Genomic DNA, 16,019 nt, shown 5'->3' on the forward strand with positions numbered 1-16,019 from the left:
CTCACGCGTCCCGGCGACGCAGCAGCACCGCCCCGACCACGAGCACCGCGACCACCCATGCGAGCAGTACACCGTAGCCGCCCCAGGGCGAGAGGCCCGTGCCGCTCGACGTCGTGATCACGGAACCGACCGCGTCGGACTGCAGCAACCGGCTGCCGGCGCTCGACGGCAGGTACGTGACGAACGTCTGGACAGGCTCCCAGGGGATGGCACCGAGGCCGTTCTCCACGACCAGCAGGAGGCCGAGCACGATCGCGATGCCTGCGGCCGAGCTGCGCACGATCGTGCCGATGCCGAACGCGAGAGCCGTGACGGCCGCCAGGTAGAGCGGGGCCCCCAGGACGATGCGGGCGTCCTCGGCCCGTGCGAGATCGATCGACATCCCCGTGCGCTCGAACCACGCCGCACTCCCGGCCCACGCCATCGCCAGCCCGACGAACGAGGCCAGCACCACGGACCCCACGGTCACCAGGAGCTTCGCCCCCAGTGCCGACGTGCGTGCGGGGGCGGCCGCGAGCGTCGACCGGATCTGGCCTGTCCCGTACTCTCCCGTGACGGCCAGGACGCCGAGGGTGCAGAAGGCCAGCTGTGTCAGCGCGACGCCCGACGTGACGTAGACGGCGGCCACCATCCCCGGGCTCCCGACGGCCTCCGGGACCTGGGCGATGCTCATCATCCTCGACACCGCGAGCGCGGGCAGGAACAGCAGGCCGATCCCGAGGACCCACCAGCTCGACCGGAGCGAGCGGAACTTGGTCCACTCGGCCGCGACGAGCCGGCCGAAGGTCACGGGCCGGACGTCCACCCGTCGGTGCGCCGCGACGGCGGGCGAGCTCGTACCGACCGCGGGCACGACGGAAGAGGTGGCTGGTGTGGTCATCGGGGGCCTCCGACAGTGAAGTGGTCGGACGTGGACGCGCCCGGGACCGGGGTCGAGCGGTACTCGACCGCATCCGAGGTCAATCGCATGTAGGCGTCCTCGAGCGAGGTCCGCACGGGGGCCAGCTCGTGGATGACGACCCCGGCCACGCTCGCGGCGGTGGCGATCTCCGGCGCCGTGCAGCCGGACACGTCGAGCACGTCGTGCTCCACGGTCGTGACGCTCACCCCGGCTCGGCGACGCAGCTCCTGCGTGAGCTCCGCGCTCATGGGCGTCCTGACCCTGACGGAGGACGTCTGGGCGCGGGCCACGATCTCCGTCAGAGGTGCATCCGCGATCACGCGGCCCCGACCGAGGACGATGAGGTGGTCGGCCGTGAGCGCCATCTCGCTCATGAGATGGGAGGAGAGGAGCACGGTCCGCCCTTCCGCTGCCAGGCCCCGGAGCATGGTCCGCACCCACACGACACCCTCGGGGTCGAGCCCGTTGACCGGTTCGTCGAGGATCAGCGTGCGGGGGTCACCGAGCAGGGCCGACGCGATGCCGAGTCGTTGCCCCATGCCGAGCGAGAACGTTCCCGCACGCCGACGGGCGGCCGTTCCGAGCCCGGTGGCCTCGATGACCTCGTCGACCCGGCGGCGGCCGAGGCCGTGCGTCCTCGCCTGCGCCAGCAGGTGGTCACGGGCCGACCGGCCCGGGTGGACGGCCCGCGCGTCGAGGAGGCTGCCCACCTCGCCCAGCGGGGCGCGGTGCCGCACGTACGGTGCACCGTTCACCGTGACCGTGCCTGCGGTCGGCCGGTCCAGCCCGACGATCATCCGCATGGTCGTCGACTTCCCCGCACCGTTGGGTCCCAAGAACCCCGTGACCACCCCGGGGTGGACGGTGAACGAGACGCCGTCGACGGCCGTCGTGTCCCCGTACCTCTTCGTCAGGCCTGCTGCCTGGATCATGTGTGTCCTCCTTCGTGACGTCCTCAACGTAGGAGCGGAGACGTCACCTCAGGGACGTCCACAGGGACGAGATCCGGGGCGACGCGGGGTCCTCCGAAGGGAGGACACGTGCCGACGCTCCCTGCCCTCGCTGGCCCCGGCCGGCAGGTCATCGCGGCGCGACCGGCAGCGGGTCGAGCGCCCCACGGAAGTAGCGCGCCTCGACGCGGTCACCCGAGACGGCCTTCTCGAGCGCGTCGAGGTTGTCCATGAGGCCTGGGTGGCCGATCTCCCGGGCGCGGCTCAGGACGTCGACGTGGTGCGGCACGCCGTGCGGGATGCCGTCCTGCCTCCTGGGCGCGCCCGGGGCGTCGAGGTCCGCGCGGACTGTGACCTGGTGCGGACCGACCGGGTTGTCGGTGCCGTCGAGCTGCGAGACCACCTCCTGCTCGTTCTCGACGTGCGTGGCGCGGACGCCTGAGGGCAAGGCCGCCAGCCCGACCGGCGCCCCGGCGGTCAGGACCTGACGGACGTCGTAGCGGGGCACGGCCCCTGCCGAGCCCGCAGCCCCCCTCGCACCGGTCGCCGCCGCCGCGACGGCCATCGCGACCATGCCACCCTGCGAGTGGCCCACCAGGACGACCTCCTCCCCCTCGGGGATCTCGGCCTGGCGCATCGCGTCGAGGACGTGCGCGGTGCTGTCGGCGGGCTCCCCCTGCACCAGGTCGAAGTTCGACGTCATGCTGAACGGGGTCGTCAGCCTGCCGAGCTGCGTCCCGGGAACCGTCACCACCCACGTCGCCCGCTGGTCGTCACCGACGTACTTCTCGACCGAGACGACCGAGTCCGGGAGGTCGTTGCCCTTGCCGTAGACCACGTCGATCCCGGACAGGAGATCCTCCGCGCTGCGCGCGGCGGGCTTGCTGAAGCCGTCGGGCAGGGTGTCCTCCGTCAGCTCGGTCGTGACGACCTCCGCGGCGAAGTTCCGCCGGTAGGCGTCGGACACACCGCGCAGCATGCCCGCGGCCTCTCCCACGTCCGAGCGCCCCGCGAGGTCCGGCACAGGACTCAGGACCGTGAGGACGGTGCCCAGGTCACGGACGGCCTCGTCGTGATACGCCCCGGATCCGCTGACGAACCGGTCCCAGCGGACGCCGCGCCCCGCGGCCGCCCACACCGCGACGTCCGCGAGCCCTGCTCCCACCGTCAGCCCGACCCCGGTCCCGGGGATGCCCGCGAGCCACGAGAGGAAGCCCTCCGTGCCCGACTCGCCCTCCTCGTAGATCCCGGCGGCCTTCCGGAGCCGGTCGCACAGCCCCAGGAGCACCTCCTGCGCCCGGAGCAGCGCGTCGGTGTAGGCCACGGTCTCGTCGAGCAGCGCGGAGCGGGCGGCGACGACCTCGGGCGGGACGGGCACCCACGCCGACGAGGTCCCCGTACCGAGCGTGCTGTAGCACGCCGCGATCCCACCGACCCACCGCACCGACGACGACGGCCCGTCCACGAGACCGCTGACGAGCCCGTACGCGCGCCGGCTCTCGTCGGCGGCGGCCTCGACGTGCAGCGCCGCCTCGAGGACGGTGGCGGCGGCCTCGACCAGGTGGGCTGTCTCGACCCGGGTCACTCCTCCGGAGACGACGATGCCCGCGGTCGGGTCCGGCGGCCTGCTCATCGCAGGCTCGCCTCGGCGTTGGCTGCCTCGACCGTCCTGACGTAGCGCGCCGCGGCCCCCACGGCCCGGTCGGCGGCGAGGTCCGTCCGGTACAGCTCGTGGACCGCGTCGACGACGAGGTCTCGGTACCCGTCCGAAGCCCGCCCTTCCCACGCGATGCCCGCGGTCCGGCGGACGATCGCGATCGCCTCCGCGGCGAGGTCGGCGGCGCGGCGCAGCTCGGGTCGTGGATCGACCACGTCGAGGGCGGGTGACCCGCCCGACGCGGCGCCGGCGAGGGCGAAGGAGGTCGACATGCGCACGACCGTAGGGAAGGTCCGCGAGGTCCCGCCCGGCCCGCGCGCGCGGCTGTGGGCAGCCGTCCGCGGGCCGTGCCTGTGCACGGCCAGGACTCCTGCGCCGCGCAGGTGCCGGAGACGAGCCGGGCCGCCCCACCCCCGACCCCTCCGAGCGACGCGACGACCGCGAGACGCCCGCTCCGCCGTCGGGCGCCCGTGGGAGAATGGCGCCATGCCTACGGACTCCGCCGACTCCGCCGCGCCTGTGACCACCACCCAGCGCGCCACGCTCGCCGACATCACCCCGCCCATCGCCCTGGGGCCGCTCGACGGGCGCTACCGCGGCGCCGTCGCGCCCCTCGTCGACCACCTGAGCGAGGCCGCGCTCAACCGCGAGCGTCTCCACGTCGAGGTCGAGTGGCTCATCCGTCTCACCGAGGGCCCCGTGGTCCCGGGCGCGCCCTCGCTGAGCGACGCCGAGAAGGCGTACCTGCGCGCGATCGTCACGGACTTCGACGCCGCGGGCATCGCCGAGCTGGGCGAGATCGAGCGCGTCACGGTGCACGACGTCAAGGCGATCGAGTACTACATCAAGCGTCGCCTCGAGGCCGCCCCGAGCGTCCTGGGCGAGGGCACGGTCCTGCCGTCGGCGGGCGAGCTGGTGCACTTCGCGTGCACGAGCGAGGACATCAACAACCTGTCGTACGCGCTCATGGTGCAGGGTGCGGTGCGTGACGTGTGGCTGCCCGCCGCGACGGCCCTCGCGGACCAGCTCGCCGAGATGGCTCGCGAGCACGCGGCCGTCCCGCTGCTGAGCCGCACCCACGGCCAGCCCGCGACGCCGTCGACGCTCGGCAAGGAGCTTGCCGTGCTCGCGCACCGCCTGCGCCGCCAGCTGCGCCGCATCGAGGGCGCCGAGTACCTCGGCAAGCTCAACGGCGCGACGGGCACCTACGGGGCGCACACGGTCGCGGTCCCCGGCGTCGACTGGCCCGCGGTCTCGAGGTCCTTCGTCGAGAGCCTCGGCCTCACGTGGAACCCGCTGACGACGCAGATCGAGTCGCACGACTGGCAGGCCGAGCTCTACAGCGACATGGCCCGCTTCAACCGCATCCTCCACAACCTCAGCACCGACGTGTGGACGTACATCTCGCTGGGCTTCTTCAAGCAGATCCCGGTGCCGGGCGCGACGGGGTCCTCGACCATGCCGCACAAGGTCAACCCGATCCGCTTCGAGAACGCCGAGGCGAACCTCGAGATCTCCTGCGCGCTGCTCGACACGCTCGCCTCGACGCTCGTGACCTCGCGCCTGCAGCGCGACCTCACGGACTCGACGACGCAGCGCAACATCGGCCCGGCGTTCGGCCACTCGCTGCTCGCGGTGGACAACGTCTCGCGCGGCCTGCGCGCCCTCGCGGTCAACGCGGACCTGCTCGCCGCGGACCTCGACGCCAACTGGGAGGTGCTCGGCGAGCCCATCCAGTCGGCCATGCGTGCGGCGTCGGTCGCGGGCGTCCCCGGCATGGAGAACCCGTACGAGCGCCTCAAGGACCTCACGCGCGGGCACCGCCTGACGGGCGAGGAGATGCGGGAGTTCGTCCAGGGCCTCGGCCTGCCCGACGACGTCACGCGCCGCCTCACCGACCTCACCCCGGGCACGTACACGGGCATCGCGGAGCAGCTCGTGGGCGACTACCTGGACTGAGCCTCGGCTCGTTCGCCGAGAAGTGAGTAGATGCCCCTGATCCCGCCGGATCAGGGGCATCTACTCACTTCTCGACGGGGCTGGTGCTGACCCGCAGCGTCAGGCCGGGGTGGGGCCGGTCGACCGTCCAGCGCAGTGCCAGGAACGTCGCGGCCGCGACCAGCAGCAGGACGACGACGTCCACGCGCTCGTACCCGTAGAAGGGGTAGGTGCGCGACCCGAAGATCCCCACGCGCCCGATCATGAACGCCGCGAAGATCCCACCGAGCAACGGCACCGCGTCGCGCGTCGCCGGGATCACCACGAGCACGACCAGCCCCACGACCACCGGCACGACGATCGTGCCCGTCGTGAGGTGCCAGAACGGTGAGACGTATCGCCACGACGGCCCGGCCCCCGTGAACTCGCCCCAGGTCAGCGCGGCGAGCAGCGCGGCGATACAGGCTGGAGCGATGCACCAGCGCCACCCGTACGGCCGTTCGCCCGTCCGGGTCCGTTCGACCAGGGCGAGCGCGAACGCCGCCATGCCCACGACCCAGACGGCCTCGACATAGGCCGCCTGCAACGCGTCCTGCCAGATCATCACACCCAGCGCGACCGTCGAGACGACGGTTCCCGCGACGACGAGGGTCCGGCCGGTACGGACGAGACCGCACAGCACCAGGACGAGGCCCGCCCCCCACAGGACCCACCCCGGCGCGAACGGGTGGCTGGACACGGCGAGCCACGGGCCGCGGTATTCGAACGTGACGGCGGCCGCCACGAAGGTCTTGGCGGCCGGAACCATCAGCAGGAGCGGCAGCACGAGCACGAGGAACGTCGCGGCCGATCGTCGGCGTCCCGGGGTCGGTCCGAGCGGGACGACCGCCCACTCGCGCACAGCGGCCAGCACCAGGTCGCGGCGCTCGGCCGACGACGGACGCGACTGCCCGGGGCGCGCACCGTCGAGCAGGTGCCCGAGCATCTCGGCCTCGTGCTCGCGGCGGTAGGCGAACGGGAAGAGTCGCACGAGGCGGCGGTAGTCGCGGACGAGCACGGGCACGACGGGCAGAGCCTCGTCGGCGGATCCCGCCTGCTGCGGGCCGTCGGCGGTCATGCGGGCACCGGACCGGCACCCAGGCCTGACGGCGCCGCTCCGGTCGAGCGACCGGGCGCGCTCGCGCGCGGCTCCCGGGCGGCCAGTCGTGCGAGGGCGCGTCGTGCCTGCGCCTCGGCCCGGTGCGCCTCGGCCTCGAGCCGCACGCCGCCCTCGGCCGTGAGCCGGTAGTACCGGCGCAGTCGGGAGTCGACGACCTGTTCGTGGTCGACCTCGACGAGACCCGCCGCGACGAGCCGGTCGATCGCGCCGTAGAGGGTGCCGACGCGCAGCGTGATGCGACCGTCCGAGCTGGCCTCGACGTCCTTGGCGATGCCGTAGCCGTGCAGCGGGCCGGCAGCGAGCGCCGACAGGATGAGGAACGCCGGTTCCTGGAGAGGTTTGGATGCCATGCCGAGGAACATACTCTCGTCACGAACCTATGAACGCCGACACTCCGATGGCGCCGAGCGCCGAGAAGTGAGCAGACGCCCCCGATCCCGTCGGATCAGGGGCGTCTGCTCACTTCTCGACACAGCCTCACGCGGTAGATTCCTTCACAATCAAGCGGAACTGTGAAATTCTCTTCCATGCATCGGACCCGTACCAACGGAGGCATGGACATGACGCACCACCCGAGCGACCCCACCGCGGTCGCCCCCGCTCCCACCACCCCCTCGCCCGAGACCCCGGGCCTCGGCCGCCGCGGTTTCCTCACGCTCGCGACCGCCGGCGTCGCGGCCAGCACGCTGAGCGTGACGATCGGCTCCTTCTCCCCCGCCGCGGCCGCACCCGTCCCTGCGACGGGAGCGACGCCGTCGGGCCCCGTGCCGCGCAAGCGCGAGCTGCGCGCCATGTGGATATCGAGCGTCGTCAACATCGACTGGCCCTCGGCCCCCGGGCTGAGCGCCGAGCAGCAGAAGGCCGAGTACCTGCACTGGCTCGACGTCGCCGAGCAGTACCGGCTCAACGCCGTGTTCGTGCAGGTCAGGCCGACGGCCGACGCGTTCTGGCCCAGCCCCTACGAACCGTGGTCGCAGTACCTCACGGGCACCCAGGGCAAGGACCCCGGCTACGACCCGCTCGCGTTCGTCGTCGAGGAGTCGCACAAGCGCAACATCGAGATCCACGCCTGGTACAACCCGTACCGCGTCTCGATGCAGGCAGACCCTGCCCAGCTCGTCCCCGAGCACCCCGCCCGCCAGCACCCCGAGTGGGTGTGGGCCTACGGCGGCAAGCTCTACTTCGACCCGGGCCTGCCCGAGGCCCAGGAGCACATCCAGCGCGCGATCCTGCACTCGGTCGAGAACTACGACCTCGACGGCGTGCACTTCGACGACTACTTCTACCCCTACGCGGTCGCGGGGCAGACCATCCCCGACGCGCACACCTATGCGACGCACGGCACGGGTTTCGCGACGGTCGAGGAGTGGCGCCGCCACAACGTCGACACGTTCGTGCAGTCCATCTCGCAGCGCATCAAGCAGGTCAAGCCGTGGGTCAAGTTCGGGATCAGCCCGTTCGGGATCTGGCGCAACGCCTCGACCGACCCGCGGGGCTCGGCGACCAGCGGCTCGCAGTCGTACGACATGCAGTTCGCCGACACGCGCAAGTGGGTCACCGAGGGGTGGCTCGACTACATCAACCCGCAGATCTACTGGCAGATCGGTCTCGCGGTCGCGGACTACGCGAAGCTCGTGCCGTGGTGGGCCGAGGTCGCGGCGCAGTCCGGCACGCAGCTCTTCGTCGGCGAGGCGCTCTACAAGGTCACGTCGGGCGTCTTCACCGACCCCGCCGAGATGTCGAACCACCTGACGTTCAGCCAGCAGGTCGACGCCGAGGTCGGCCCCGTGCTCGGGAACGTCTACTTCTCGGCCAAGCACGTGCCCGCCGACCCGCAGGGCTCCATGAGCCGCGTGCTCGAGGACCACTACCGCCACCCCGCGCTCGTGCCCGCCTCCCCCAGGCTGCCCGCGCAGCCGCTGCGCACCCCCGTGCTCGCATGGGCCGGGTGGCGCGACGACGGCGTCCGCGTCCACTGGACCGACGCCGGGGGCCGCCGCTTCCCCGCGACCTCGTTCGCGATCTACCGCGTCGACGGATGGGTCAAGAAGGTCGACGTCGAGAACCCCGCGCACCTGGTCGCGACGCAGCGCGCCGAGGGGCGGATCCTGCAGGACTACCTCGACGAGACCGCGCTGCGCGGCAAGAAGTACACCTACGTGGTCACGGCGCTCGACCGGCTGTGGAACGAGTCGCGGCCGAGCGAGGTCCGCTGGTCGGTCTGACCCTGGCGTCCCGCTCCACGATGCCGAGGGAGCACGGTGCTCCCTCGGCATCGGGGCGGGTCACGCCGCCTCAGGCGGGCAGCGCGAACCTCCCGTCGGGGTCGAGCTCGCGGCGCACGGTCGCCAGGTGCGCCTGGTCCGCCGGGGACCACAGGTCGATCGGCGCGGCCTCGCTGATCGCGCCGGCGAAGTTCGCCTGGGTGCGCCCCAGCGACCAGGGCTGCGCCGCCTCGAGCAGGCCGTTGATCGCTGCCGGGACGGCCGTCTCGAAGAGCTCGGGGACGGGGAGCCCGATCGTGAAGAGCGCGAACGCGGCGTCGCGCCCCGTGACCGAGTCGGCGCCGTGCGACCCGTCGGCGAGCGCCCCGCCGAGCTGGCGGATCTCGGTCATCATGAGCGGGGCCTGCGACTGCGGCCCCGCGACCGTGAGCACGGCCTCGGCGGTCTGCGGACCGAACGTGTGCAGCAGGGTGGACCCGTCGAGGATCGGCATGGGGTCGGTCGGGTCGGCGTGCACTCCCCCGATCGCCGCGTAGGGGATCTCGGCGATCGAGTCCAGGAGGATCGGCACCGCGGTGCGCAAGGGCGCGATGGCCCGCTCGACCTCGGCCAGAGGCCGGGTCGAGGCGACGCGGAGGTTCGCCGCGTACTGGCCGCGCAGCGGCTCGGGCAGGAAGTCGAGCGGAGGCAGGCGCAGCAGCGCGATAGACGTCGTGATGTCCGACGGCGCGCTCTGGACCCAGTCGGCGTAGGTCCGGAAGAGCGTCGCGGCGTCGTCCCCGAGGGCGAAGAAGCTCCCGCCGGTGACGGTCTCGAGGTTCAGCAGGCGCACCGTCACCGAGGTCACGACGCCCAGCCCCCACTTGCCGCCACGCAGCGCCCGCAGGATCTCGGGGTGGTGCTCGTCGTCGACGTGGAGCAGGGAGCCGTCGCCCGTGACGAGGTCGGCCGCGACGAGGTAGTTCGACCCGAAACCGACCTCGCGCGCGAGCGGCCCGATCCCGCCGCCGAGGAGGAACCCGACGGCTCCCACGTCGGGGGACGACCCCGTGACGGCCGCGAGACCGAGCGGCGTGACGGCGTCGAGCACGTCCCTCCATCTCGATCCTGCGGCGATGCGGGCCGTGCGAGCCGGTTCGTCGACCTCGACGCCGGTCAGGCCTGCGGTACTCAGGGCGATGCCGCCGTCGATCCCGCGCGCGAAGCCGTGACCCGTGCTGAAGACGGTCACCGGCAGGCCGAAGCGCTGGGCGGTGCGGACGGTCGCCTGGACGTCGTCGGCGGACGTGGCGTGGACGACGTAGTCGGGGCGGTGCTCGACCGCGACGTTCATCCCGGAGAGCCGCGCGTCGGGGTCGGTGCCGGCGAGGACCCGGCCGGTCACGCCCTGTGCGAGCGCGGCGAGCACGACGTCCTGCGTGGTCTCGTGGGCAGTCATGGAAGTCCCTCTCGGACGATGGGAGCGCGGAGCAGCGCTACCCCAGAGAGAGGGTTGGGAGCGCTCCCGGTGACATGTCCGCCGAGGGTGACGGAAATGTCCGCCGAGGGTGACGGAAATGTCCGCCGAGGTGACGCCCGCCTGCGCCCAGGGTGCCCGAAACGTCCGCCGACGGTGACGCTCCCCCGCGCCCAGGGTGACCGCGCGCACGGTGACCCCGCGCGCCATGATGAGCGAGGGCGCACCGCACGCCCCGGACCCGAGGAGCGACGATGCCCCACCCCGCGACGGACCAGCCCCCCACCCAGCCCACCCCCCAGCCCCCCACCCGGCCCGACGGCCGCCCGCCCCTGCGGGGCACGCCGTCCCCCGAGCAGCGCAAGGAAGAGGGCCGCGCCGCTCGCGCGCTCCTGCACCGCCGCGGGACCGCTTCCTGGGAGCCTGCCGCCGACCGTCGCGACCCCGTCGCGATCCTCCAGGCCCAGAACGCCAGCCGCGTCCCCGAGCTCGTCCCGCTGCGCATGGGTCGCATGGCCGCGACGCCGTTCTCGTTCTACCGCGGGGCCGCGGCGGTCATGGCGGCCGACCTCGGGGTCGGGCCCAGGACGGGACTGACCGTCCAGCTGTGCGGCGACGCGCACCTCGCGAACTTCGGCGGCTTCGCGTCGCCCGAGCGTTCGCTCGTGTTCGACATCAACGACTTCGACGAGACGCACCGCGGCCCCTTCGAGTGGGACGTGCAACGGCTCGTCGCGAGCCTCGAGATCGCGGGCCGTCACCGCGGCATGTCGCACCACGAGCGCGAGCGGATCGTGCTGGGCGCGGGGCGCGCCTACCGCGAGACCCTGCGGTCCTTCGCGGACCTGGGCCACCTCGACCTGTGGCACGTGCAGTTGCGTGGCGACGAGATCGTCGACAGGTGGCGCGGCTCGGTCCCGCCGGCCGTCATGGAGAACCTCCGCAAGGCCCTGCGGAAGGCGCGCACGAAGGACCGGCAGAAGGCCCGCCGTCGGCTCACGGTCCTCCACGACGACGGCGAGCTGCGCTTCCAGAGCAACCCGCCCCTGCTCGTGCCCGTGCGCGAGCTCTTCGACGCCGACGAGCAGGCCCGTCTCCTCGGCGTCGTGACCACGGCCCTCGCGACGTACGGCGATTCGCTCACGGGAGCCCGCCGCATCCTGCTCGAGCGCTACCGCCTGGTCGACCTGGCGCGGCGCGTGGTCGGGGTGGGGAGCGTCGGGACGCGCTGCTGGGTCGCGCTGCTCGTGGGCCGGGACAACGACGACCCGCTGTTCCTGCAGGTCAAGGAGGCCGAGCCGTCGGTGCTCGAGCCGTACACCTTGGCGAGCCCCTACCCCGAGAACGGGCGGCGCGTGGTCGAGGGGCAGCGCCTCCTGCAGGCGACGAGCGACGCCCTGCTGGGCTGGAACACCGTGCACGGCGCCGACGACCGTCGCCACGACTACTACTTCCGCCAGCTCTGGGACTGGAAGGTCTCGGCCGACCTCGAGACCATGCTCCCGGTCGCCATGGCCGCGTACGCGCAGATGTGCGCGTGGGTCCTCGCGCGCGGGCACGCCCGCTCGGGCGACGCCCTCGCGATCAGCGCGTACCTCGGCAAGGGCGACGTCGCGGACCGCTCGTTCGCCGAGTTCGCGAAGCGCTACGCGGACCAGAACGCCCTGGACCACCGGGCGCTCGTGGACGCGATCGCCGCGGGCGACGTGGAGGCGGTCCTGGGCGTCTGACGCCAGGGCTCTCTTCCAGGCCCGACGGCGCCGCTCGCCCCGGGCGGCACCGTCGCCAGGACGCGGGGGCGACTCGCCGCGGTGGGGTCAGATCTGGTCGAGGCGGCGCAGGATCGCGCCCTCGCGCAGGGCCCACGGGCAGATCTCGACCTCGGCGACCTTGAGCGCCTTCATGGTCTCCTCCGCGACGACGCCTCCGGCCACGATCTGGTAGGTCCTCTCGGCCGTGATGCCCGGCAGCTCGGTGCGGCCCGTGGCGGGGATGCGCGCGAGGCGCGGAACCCAGTCGGAGAGCTGCGAGCGCTCCATGCGCCAGCGCTCCTCCGGCCCGACGACCGCGACCTTCATGCCCGCGAGCCGCGCGAGCGACCGGAACGTCTTGGACGTCGCGACCACGTGGTCCGGGCGCGGCAGCCGCTTGACCTCGCCGAGCGCCCCGGCCAGCACCTCCCGGACATGAGCCCGGAGCGCGGCGACCTGCTTGGCCGAGGGCGGGTCGTCCGGCAGGAACTCGATCGTCATCCGGCCGGCGCCGAGCGGCACCGAGACCGCGACGTCCGGCTCCTCGTCGAGGCCCGACGCGATCTCGAGCGAGCCCCCACCGATGTCCAGGACCATGAGCCGACCCGACGCCCAGCCGTGCCAGCGGCGCGCGGCGAGGAACGTCAGGCGCGCTTCCTCGGGCCCTGAGAGGACCTCGATCGGCACGCCCACGCGCTCCTCGATCGCGGCCAGCACCTCGGCGCCGTTGCTCGCCTCGCGCAGCGCCGACGTGGCGAGCGCCAACGACTCCTCGACCTCGTACTCGCGGGCCAGGGCCGCAGCCTTGTCGGCCGCCTCCAGGAGGGCGTCGACCCCCTCGGCCGAGATCGAGCCGTCGGGCTGGAGGTACCGCATGAGGCGGACCACGGACCTGCCAGACGCCGCCGGGTCCGGACGCGCACCCCGCTCGGCGTCCACGACGAGCATGTGGACCGTGTTGGAACCGATGTCGAGCACTCCCAGTCGCATCCGCCCACGGTAGCCGCCCCCCGCCTGGGGCACGCGGGAGCCCGCACCGCGGCTGCCGCCCCACATGGGGAGTTCTCTCCCTGTCGACGCCTACGCCCCGTCCGCTAGGGTGTGGCCCGCCATCCAGCACCGAGAGACGAAGTAGGCATGCCCGACATCCAGCTCGACCTCGCCGCCATGGCGGACACCGCGACCCTCCTGCGCAGGCTGCGCGAGGAGTTCCTCGCCGCCGAGGAGTTCAACCGCGGCCTCGCCGACGCCGCAGGACACTGGCACCTGAGCGGCGCGATCGGCGACTTCGCGAGCGCGTGGAACGTGCGACGCGAGCAGCTCGGCGAGGAGATCCAGGCCGTCGCCGACCTGACGCAAGCGGTGTGCGACACGTTCCACGAGGTCGACGCCGCCATGGCCGCCCAGCTGCGCACCGTGGAGCTCTGACATGGTCCACGCCTCAGCCGTCCACCTCATGCCGCCGCTCACAGGAGAGCCCGACACGCTTGCCCTGGCAGCGGACCGCTACCTGTCGGTCGCGGAACAGATCCGGGCGGTGAGCCGCGGGCTCGCCGACCTCGCCGACCGCAGCGAGTCCTTCGGTCGGGCGGCGGACGCCCTCGACGACCGGGCCCTCGATCTCGCCGACGACATCGACGCGACCGTCCCCCGCTACGAGACCACCGCGCACGCGATGAAGGAGTACGCGGTCGTGCTCCGCGACTCCCAGGCCCAGGCCGACGCCTCGCTCGTCGTCGTCGAGGACGCCCGCACCCAGCTGTGGCCCCTGTACACGAAGCGCGACGAGGCCGAGTCGGACCTTCGCGACGCAACGGCCTCCGGCGCCCCCGCGCACGTCGTGGACGCCCTGTACGACGCCCTTCGCGGGCTCACCCTCCAGATCCAGGAGCACGAGGCGTCGCTCGACGTCGCGCTCCACGCCTTCGCGGAGGCCGAGGAGACGAAGGACCTCGCGGCCCGCCGCGCCGCCGACGCGATCCGGCCCGTCCTCGACCAGCTCAACGACAGCTTCGCGGACAAGGTCGGGGCGTTCTTCGCCCCCGTCGGGGACTTCCTCGCGATGATCGACACGTGGATAGACAGCGTCCTGGAGCAGGTGCTGCAGTGGCTGTCCGACCTGGTGATCGTCGTCCTCGCCCTCACCGTCCTGGTGACCGCGTTCGTCCTGTACTCGCTCTCGGTCCTGTTCGGGGTGATGACCTGGGACCAGGTCCTCGACGCCGGGATCGGCGCCACGATGCTCTTCCTCAAGGGGCTCGCGCCGATCCTCGTGCCCGTGCTGCAGACCGAGGTGGGCAAGCCGACGCCGGAGATGCGGCTCACGGGGGCGACGGCGAAGTCGCCCACGAACGACCCGTACTACCGCGCCTTCGAGGACGCCGCGACCGTGGACGAACTCGGCGAAGCCGACACGACGGTCGTTCAGATCGTCAGAGTCGGGACTGGGCCAGACGGCCTGCCCATCTGGCGGGTGATCCCGCCCAGCACGCAGGACTGGGAGTTGGGCAGCGACACGGGGGCCGCGAACGACCTGGGGTCCAACCTGACCCTCATGCTGGCTCCTGACCAGAAGGCTGCGTACGAGCGCATGGTGCTGCAGGCCATGGAGAAGGCCGGTATCGGGCCGGAGGACCACGTCATGATGGTCGGCTTCAGCCAGGGCGGCATCCTGGCCGGCAAGTTCGCCGCTGATCCGGACCTCCCGTACAACATCGAGGCCATCGTCGTGGCGGGAGCGCCGATCGACGCCATGGGCATCCCCTCGGACGTCTCTGTCGTCTCGCTCCAGCACCGGGGCGACCCGGTTCACCGACTGGACGGGATGGCACCGCCCCCACCGCACGACAACTGGGCCACAGTAGAGACGGACACGTGGGCGGGACCCACCGCACCTGCATCCAGCCCGTTCTTCGACGCAGGTCGCCACGACGCCGCGAAGTACTCCACCACTGCCGAGCATCTCTCCAACGGGTCGCTTCACGATGGCGGCTACGTCTCGTCCGCCACCCAGTCGACCTTCGAGGCCATCAGGGCGGACCAGGCGATGTTCTTCGCCGACACCGAGACCTACTACACCTACGAAGGACGCGAACAGTGACTTTCTCACCTCGGCGTCGCACCGCGACCGGTGTCGCCCTTGCCGCACTCCTGCTCCTGACCGGCTGCTCGGGCTCCTCCGAGAAGGACGCCGAGAAGATCCGCGAAGCCGTCCTCGACAACGCCCCCGGCGTCGAGGACGCCATCGTGCGCTACAACACCGACATCTTCACCAACAACCTCAGCATCCAGCTCTCCATGCCCACGACAAGCAGCACAGACGACGAAGCCCTGACCACCGCCATCGTCGAAACCCTTGAACAGGCCTGGAACACCTCACCCTCGGAACCCTCGAACATCCGCGTCCGTGTCAGCGTCGTCCCCTTCGCCGAAGGCGACCGCATCGGAGATCCAACTGCCGTCACCTTGAACGGCCGAGGAGTCGACGAGGCGCTAGGCCTCTACTCCGACGTGTCCTGGGACGTCCTGACCGTCTCAACGGAAGAGCTGACCGAGCGCTTCGGGCCACGGGACGGCTCGTGAGCGTCAACCAGTCAAGCCGCCCAAGCCTGCCTCGCAGTGTTCGTCCAGGTCACGCACATCTCATCCATGGCACCGGTCGCAGCGACGTCCGTCGTGACCAGCAGCGTCGCACCACGACCGGTGTCGTCCTCGCCGCGCTCCTGCTCCTGACCGGGTGTTCAGGCTCCTCCGAGAAGGACGCCGAGACGATCCGGGAAGCCCTCATCGACGACGCCCCCGGCGTCGAGGACGCCATGGTGCGATACAGCGCCGACGTTTTCGTCAACAACCTCCGCATCCGGCTCGAAGGCAGAGCACTCGACACGTCCCTCGGACTCGAGAACGACGCCTACAGGTTCACCCTGTCCGTTCCCACACACGAACTCGCGCAACGCTACGGACCGCAGGTGGCCCCGTGACC

15 protein-coding genes are annotated in these 16,019 nt (G+C 72.0%); 7 read left to right on the forward strand and 8 right to left on the reverse strand.

The features are described 5' to 3' along the window. Nucleotide 1 precedes the first annotated feature (1 nt). The 4 genes from ACZDYF_RS14990 to ACZDYF_RS15005 form a co-directional block, all read right to left on the reverse strand. Nucleotides 2-880 carry an ABC transporter permease gene (locus ACZDYF_RS14990; protein WP_475058720.1) on the reverse strand — a complete coding sequence of 293 codons (879 nt, stop codon included), beginning with the start codon at nucleotides 878-880 and terminating at the stop codon, nucleotides 2-4. Further along, nucleotides 877-1,833 (reverse strand): ABC transporter ATP-binding protein, encoded by a 957-nt coding sequence (locus ACZDYF_RS14995; RefSeq protein ID WP_475058724.1) that lies wholly within the window; start codon nucleotides 1,831-1,833, stop codon nucleotides 877-879. Before ACZDYF_RS14995 ends, ACZDYF_RS14990 begins: the two co-directional genes overlap by 4 nt. 148 nt (nucleotides 1,834-1,981) lie before the next feature. Continuing rightward, the gene (locus ACZDYF_RS15000; protein ID WP_475058727.1) at nucleotides 1,982-3,484 is read right to left on the reverse strand and encodes a hypothetical protein; all 1,503 of its coding nucleotides are present in this window, start codon (nucleotides 3,482-3,484) and stop codon (nucleotides 1,982-1,984) included. Continuing rightward, nucleotides 3,481-3,780 (reverse strand): hypothetical protein, encoded by a 300-nt coding sequence (locus ACZDYF_RS15005; RefSeq protein WP_475058730.1) that lies wholly within the window; start codon nucleotides 3,778-3,780, stop codon nucleotides 3,481-3,483. Before ACZDYF_RS15005 ends, ACZDYF_RS15000 begins: the two co-directional genes overlap by 4 nt. A 214-nt stretch (nucleotides 3,781-3,994) precedes the next feature. Here ACZDYF_RS15005 and purB point away from each other — a divergent pair, with 214 nt between their 5' ends. Then, the gene (gene purB, locus ACZDYF_RS15010; protein WP_475058733.1) at nucleotides 3,995-5,467 is read left to right on the forward strand and encodes an adenylosuccinate lyase; all 1,473 of its coding nucleotides are present in this window, start codon (nucleotides 3,995-3,997) and stop codon (nucleotides 5,465-5,467) included. A gap of 64 nt (nucleotides 5,468-5,531) precedes the next feature. On the opposite strand, the gene ACZDYF_RS15015 is transcribed toward purB, so the two are convergent. After that, nucleotides 5,532-6,563, reverse strand: coding sequence for a hypothetical protein (locus ACZDYF_RS15015; RefSeq protein WP_475058736.1), 1,032 nt, complete (start codon nucleotides 6,561-6,563; stop codon nucleotides 5,532-5,534). After that, nucleotides 6,560-6,955, reverse strand: coding sequence for a PadR family transcriptional regulator (locus ACZDYF_RS15020; RefSeq protein WP_475058742.1), 396 nt, complete (start codon nucleotides 6,953-6,955; stop codon nucleotides 6,560-6,562). The genes ACZDYF_RS15015 and ACZDYF_RS15020 overlap by 4 nt, the downstream gene beginning before the upstream one ends. 204 nt (nucleotides 6,956-7,159) lie before the next feature. Here ACZDYF_RS15020 and ACZDYF_RS15025 point away from each other — a divergent pair, with 204 nt between their 5' ends. Continuing rightward, nucleotides 7,160-8,830: a glycoside hydrolase family 10-like protein gene (locus tag ACZDYF_RS15025; RefSeq protein ID WP_364078521.1), complete on the forward strand. Its 1,671-nt coding sequence runs from the start codon at nucleotides 7,160-7,162 to the stop codon at nucleotides 8,828-8,830. A gap of 70 nt (nucleotides 8,831-8,900) precedes the next feature. Here ACZDYF_RS15025 and ACZDYF_RS15030 read toward each other — a convergent pair whose 3' ends face one another. Further along, on the reverse strand, nucleotides 8,901-10,268 hold the full coding sequence (locus tag ACZDYF_RS15030) for an FAD-binding oxidoreductase (RefSeq protein WP_475058750.1): 1,368 nt from the start codon (nucleotides 10,266-10,268) through the stop codon (nucleotides 8,901-8,903). Between the two features lie 272 nt (nucleotides 10,269-10,540). Between ACZDYF_RS15030 and ACZDYF_RS15035 the strand changes: the two genes are divergently transcribed. After that, complete coding sequence (locus ACZDYF_RS15035; RefSeq protein WP_475058757.1) at nucleotides 10,541-12,016, forward strand: DUF2252 domain-containing protein; 1,476 nt, start codon at nucleotides 10,541-10,543, stop codon at nucleotides 12,014-12,016. Between the two features lie 87 nt (nucleotides 12,017-12,103). On the opposite strand, the gene ACZDYF_RS15040 is transcribed toward ACZDYF_RS15035, so the two are convergent. Continuing rightward, nucleotides 12,104-13,027, reverse strand: coding sequence for a Ppx/GppA phosphatase family protein (locus ACZDYF_RS15040; RefSeq protein ID WP_191790168.1), 924 nt, complete (start codon nucleotides 13,025-13,027; stop codon nucleotides 12,104-12,106). A gap of 147 nt (nucleotides 13,028-13,174) precedes the next feature. Between ACZDYF_RS15040 and ACZDYF_RS15045 the strand changes: the two genes are divergently transcribed. From ACZDYF_RS15045 to ACZDYF_RS15060, 4 genes are read left to right on the forward strand one after another with little or no spacing between them, the layout of a single operon-like run. Further along, nucleotides 13,175-13,465, forward strand: coding sequence for a hypothetical protein (locus tag ACZDYF_RS15045; RefSeq protein WP_191790167.1), 291 nt, complete (start codon nucleotides 13,175-13,177; stop codon nucleotides 13,463-13,465). Nucleotide 13,466: 1 nt separating this feature from the next. Next, the gene (locus ACZDYF_RS15050; protein ID WP_475058764.1) at nucleotides 13,467-15,137 is read left to right on the forward strand and encodes a hypothetical protein; all 1,671 of its coding nucleotides are present in this window, start codon (nucleotides 13,467-13,469) and stop codon (nucleotides 15,135-15,137) included. Next, entirely contained in the window at nucleotides 15,134-15,619 is a 486-nt protein-coding gene (locus ACZDYF_RS15055; RefSeq protein WP_475058767.1) for a hypothetical protein, read from the forward strand. Before ACZDYF_RS15050 ends, ACZDYF_RS15055 begins: the two co-directional genes overlap by 4 nt. Continuing rightward, nucleotides 15,616-16,017, forward strand: coding sequence for a hypothetical protein (locus tag ACZDYF_RS15060; RefSeq protein WP_475058770.1), 402 nt, complete (start codon nucleotides 15,616-15,618; stop codon nucleotides 16,015-16,017). The genes ACZDYF_RS15055 and ACZDYF_RS15060 overlap by 4 nt, the downstream gene beginning before the upstream one ends. The last annotated feature ends 2 nt before the right edge of the window (nucleotides 16,018-16,019 follow it).

This window comes from Oerskovia sp. PE-21s, assembly GCF_056158145.1.

What these genes read in the sequence shown, in the direction of transcription:
- ACZDYF_RS14995 (WP_475058724.1), bottom strand. Translation starts at nt 1,833, where the DNA reads ATGATCCAGGCAGCAGGCCTGACGAAGAGGTACGGGGACACGACGGCC.
- ACZDYF_RS15015 (WP_475058736.1), bottom strand. Translation starts at nt 6,563, where the DNA reads ATGACCGCCGACGGCCCGCAGCAGGCGGGATCCGCCGACGAGGCTCTG.
- ACZDYF_RS15035 (WP_475058757.1), top strand. Translation starts at nt 10,541, where the DNA reads ATGCCCCACCCCGCGACGGACCAGCCCCCCACCCAGCCCACCCCCCAG.
- ACZDYF_RS14990 (WP_475058720.1), bottom strand. Translation starts at nt 880, where the DNA reads ATGACCACACCAGCCACCTCTTCCGTCGTGCCCGCGGTCGGTACGAGC.
- purB (WP_475058733.1), top strand. Translation starts at nt 3,995, where the DNA reads ATGCCTACGGACTCCGCCGACTCCGCCGCGCCTGTGACCACCACCCAG.
- ACZDYF_RS15005 (WP_475058730.1), bottom strand. Translation starts at nt 3,780, where the DNA reads ATGTCGACCTCCTTCGCCCTCGCCGGCGCCGCGTCGGGCGGGTCACCC.
- ACZDYF_RS15000 (WP_475058727.1), bottom strand. Translation starts at nt 3,484, where the DNA reads ATGAGCAGGCCGCCGGACCCGACCGCGGGCATCGTCGTCTCCGGAGGA.
- ACZDYF_RS15040 (WP_191790168.1), bottom strand. Translation starts at nt 13,027, where the DNA reads ATGCGACTGGGAGTGCTCGACATCGGTTCCAACACGGTCCACATGCTC.
- ACZDYF_RS15030 (WP_475058750.1), bottom strand. Translation starts at nt 10,268, where the DNA reads ATGACTGCCCACGAGACCACGCAGGACGTCGTGCTCGCCGCGCTCGCA.
- ACZDYF_RS15050 (WP_475058764.1), top strand. Translation starts at nt 13,467, where the DNA reads ATGGTCCACGCCTCAGCCGTCCACCTCATGCCGCCGCTCACAGGAGAG.
- ACZDYF_RS15025 (WP_364078521.1), top strand. Translation starts at nt 7,160, where the DNA reads ATGGACATGACGCACCACCCGAGCGACCCCACCGCGGTCGCCCCCGCT.
- ACZDYF_RS15020 (WP_475058742.1), bottom strand. Translation starts at nt 6,955, where the DNA reads ATGGCATCCAAACCTCTCCAGGAACCGGCGTTCCTCATCCTGTCGGCG.
- ACZDYF_RS15045 (WP_191790167.1), top strand. Translation starts at nt 13,175, where the DNA reads ATGCCCGACATCCAGCTCGACCTCGCCGCCATGGCGGACACCGCGACC.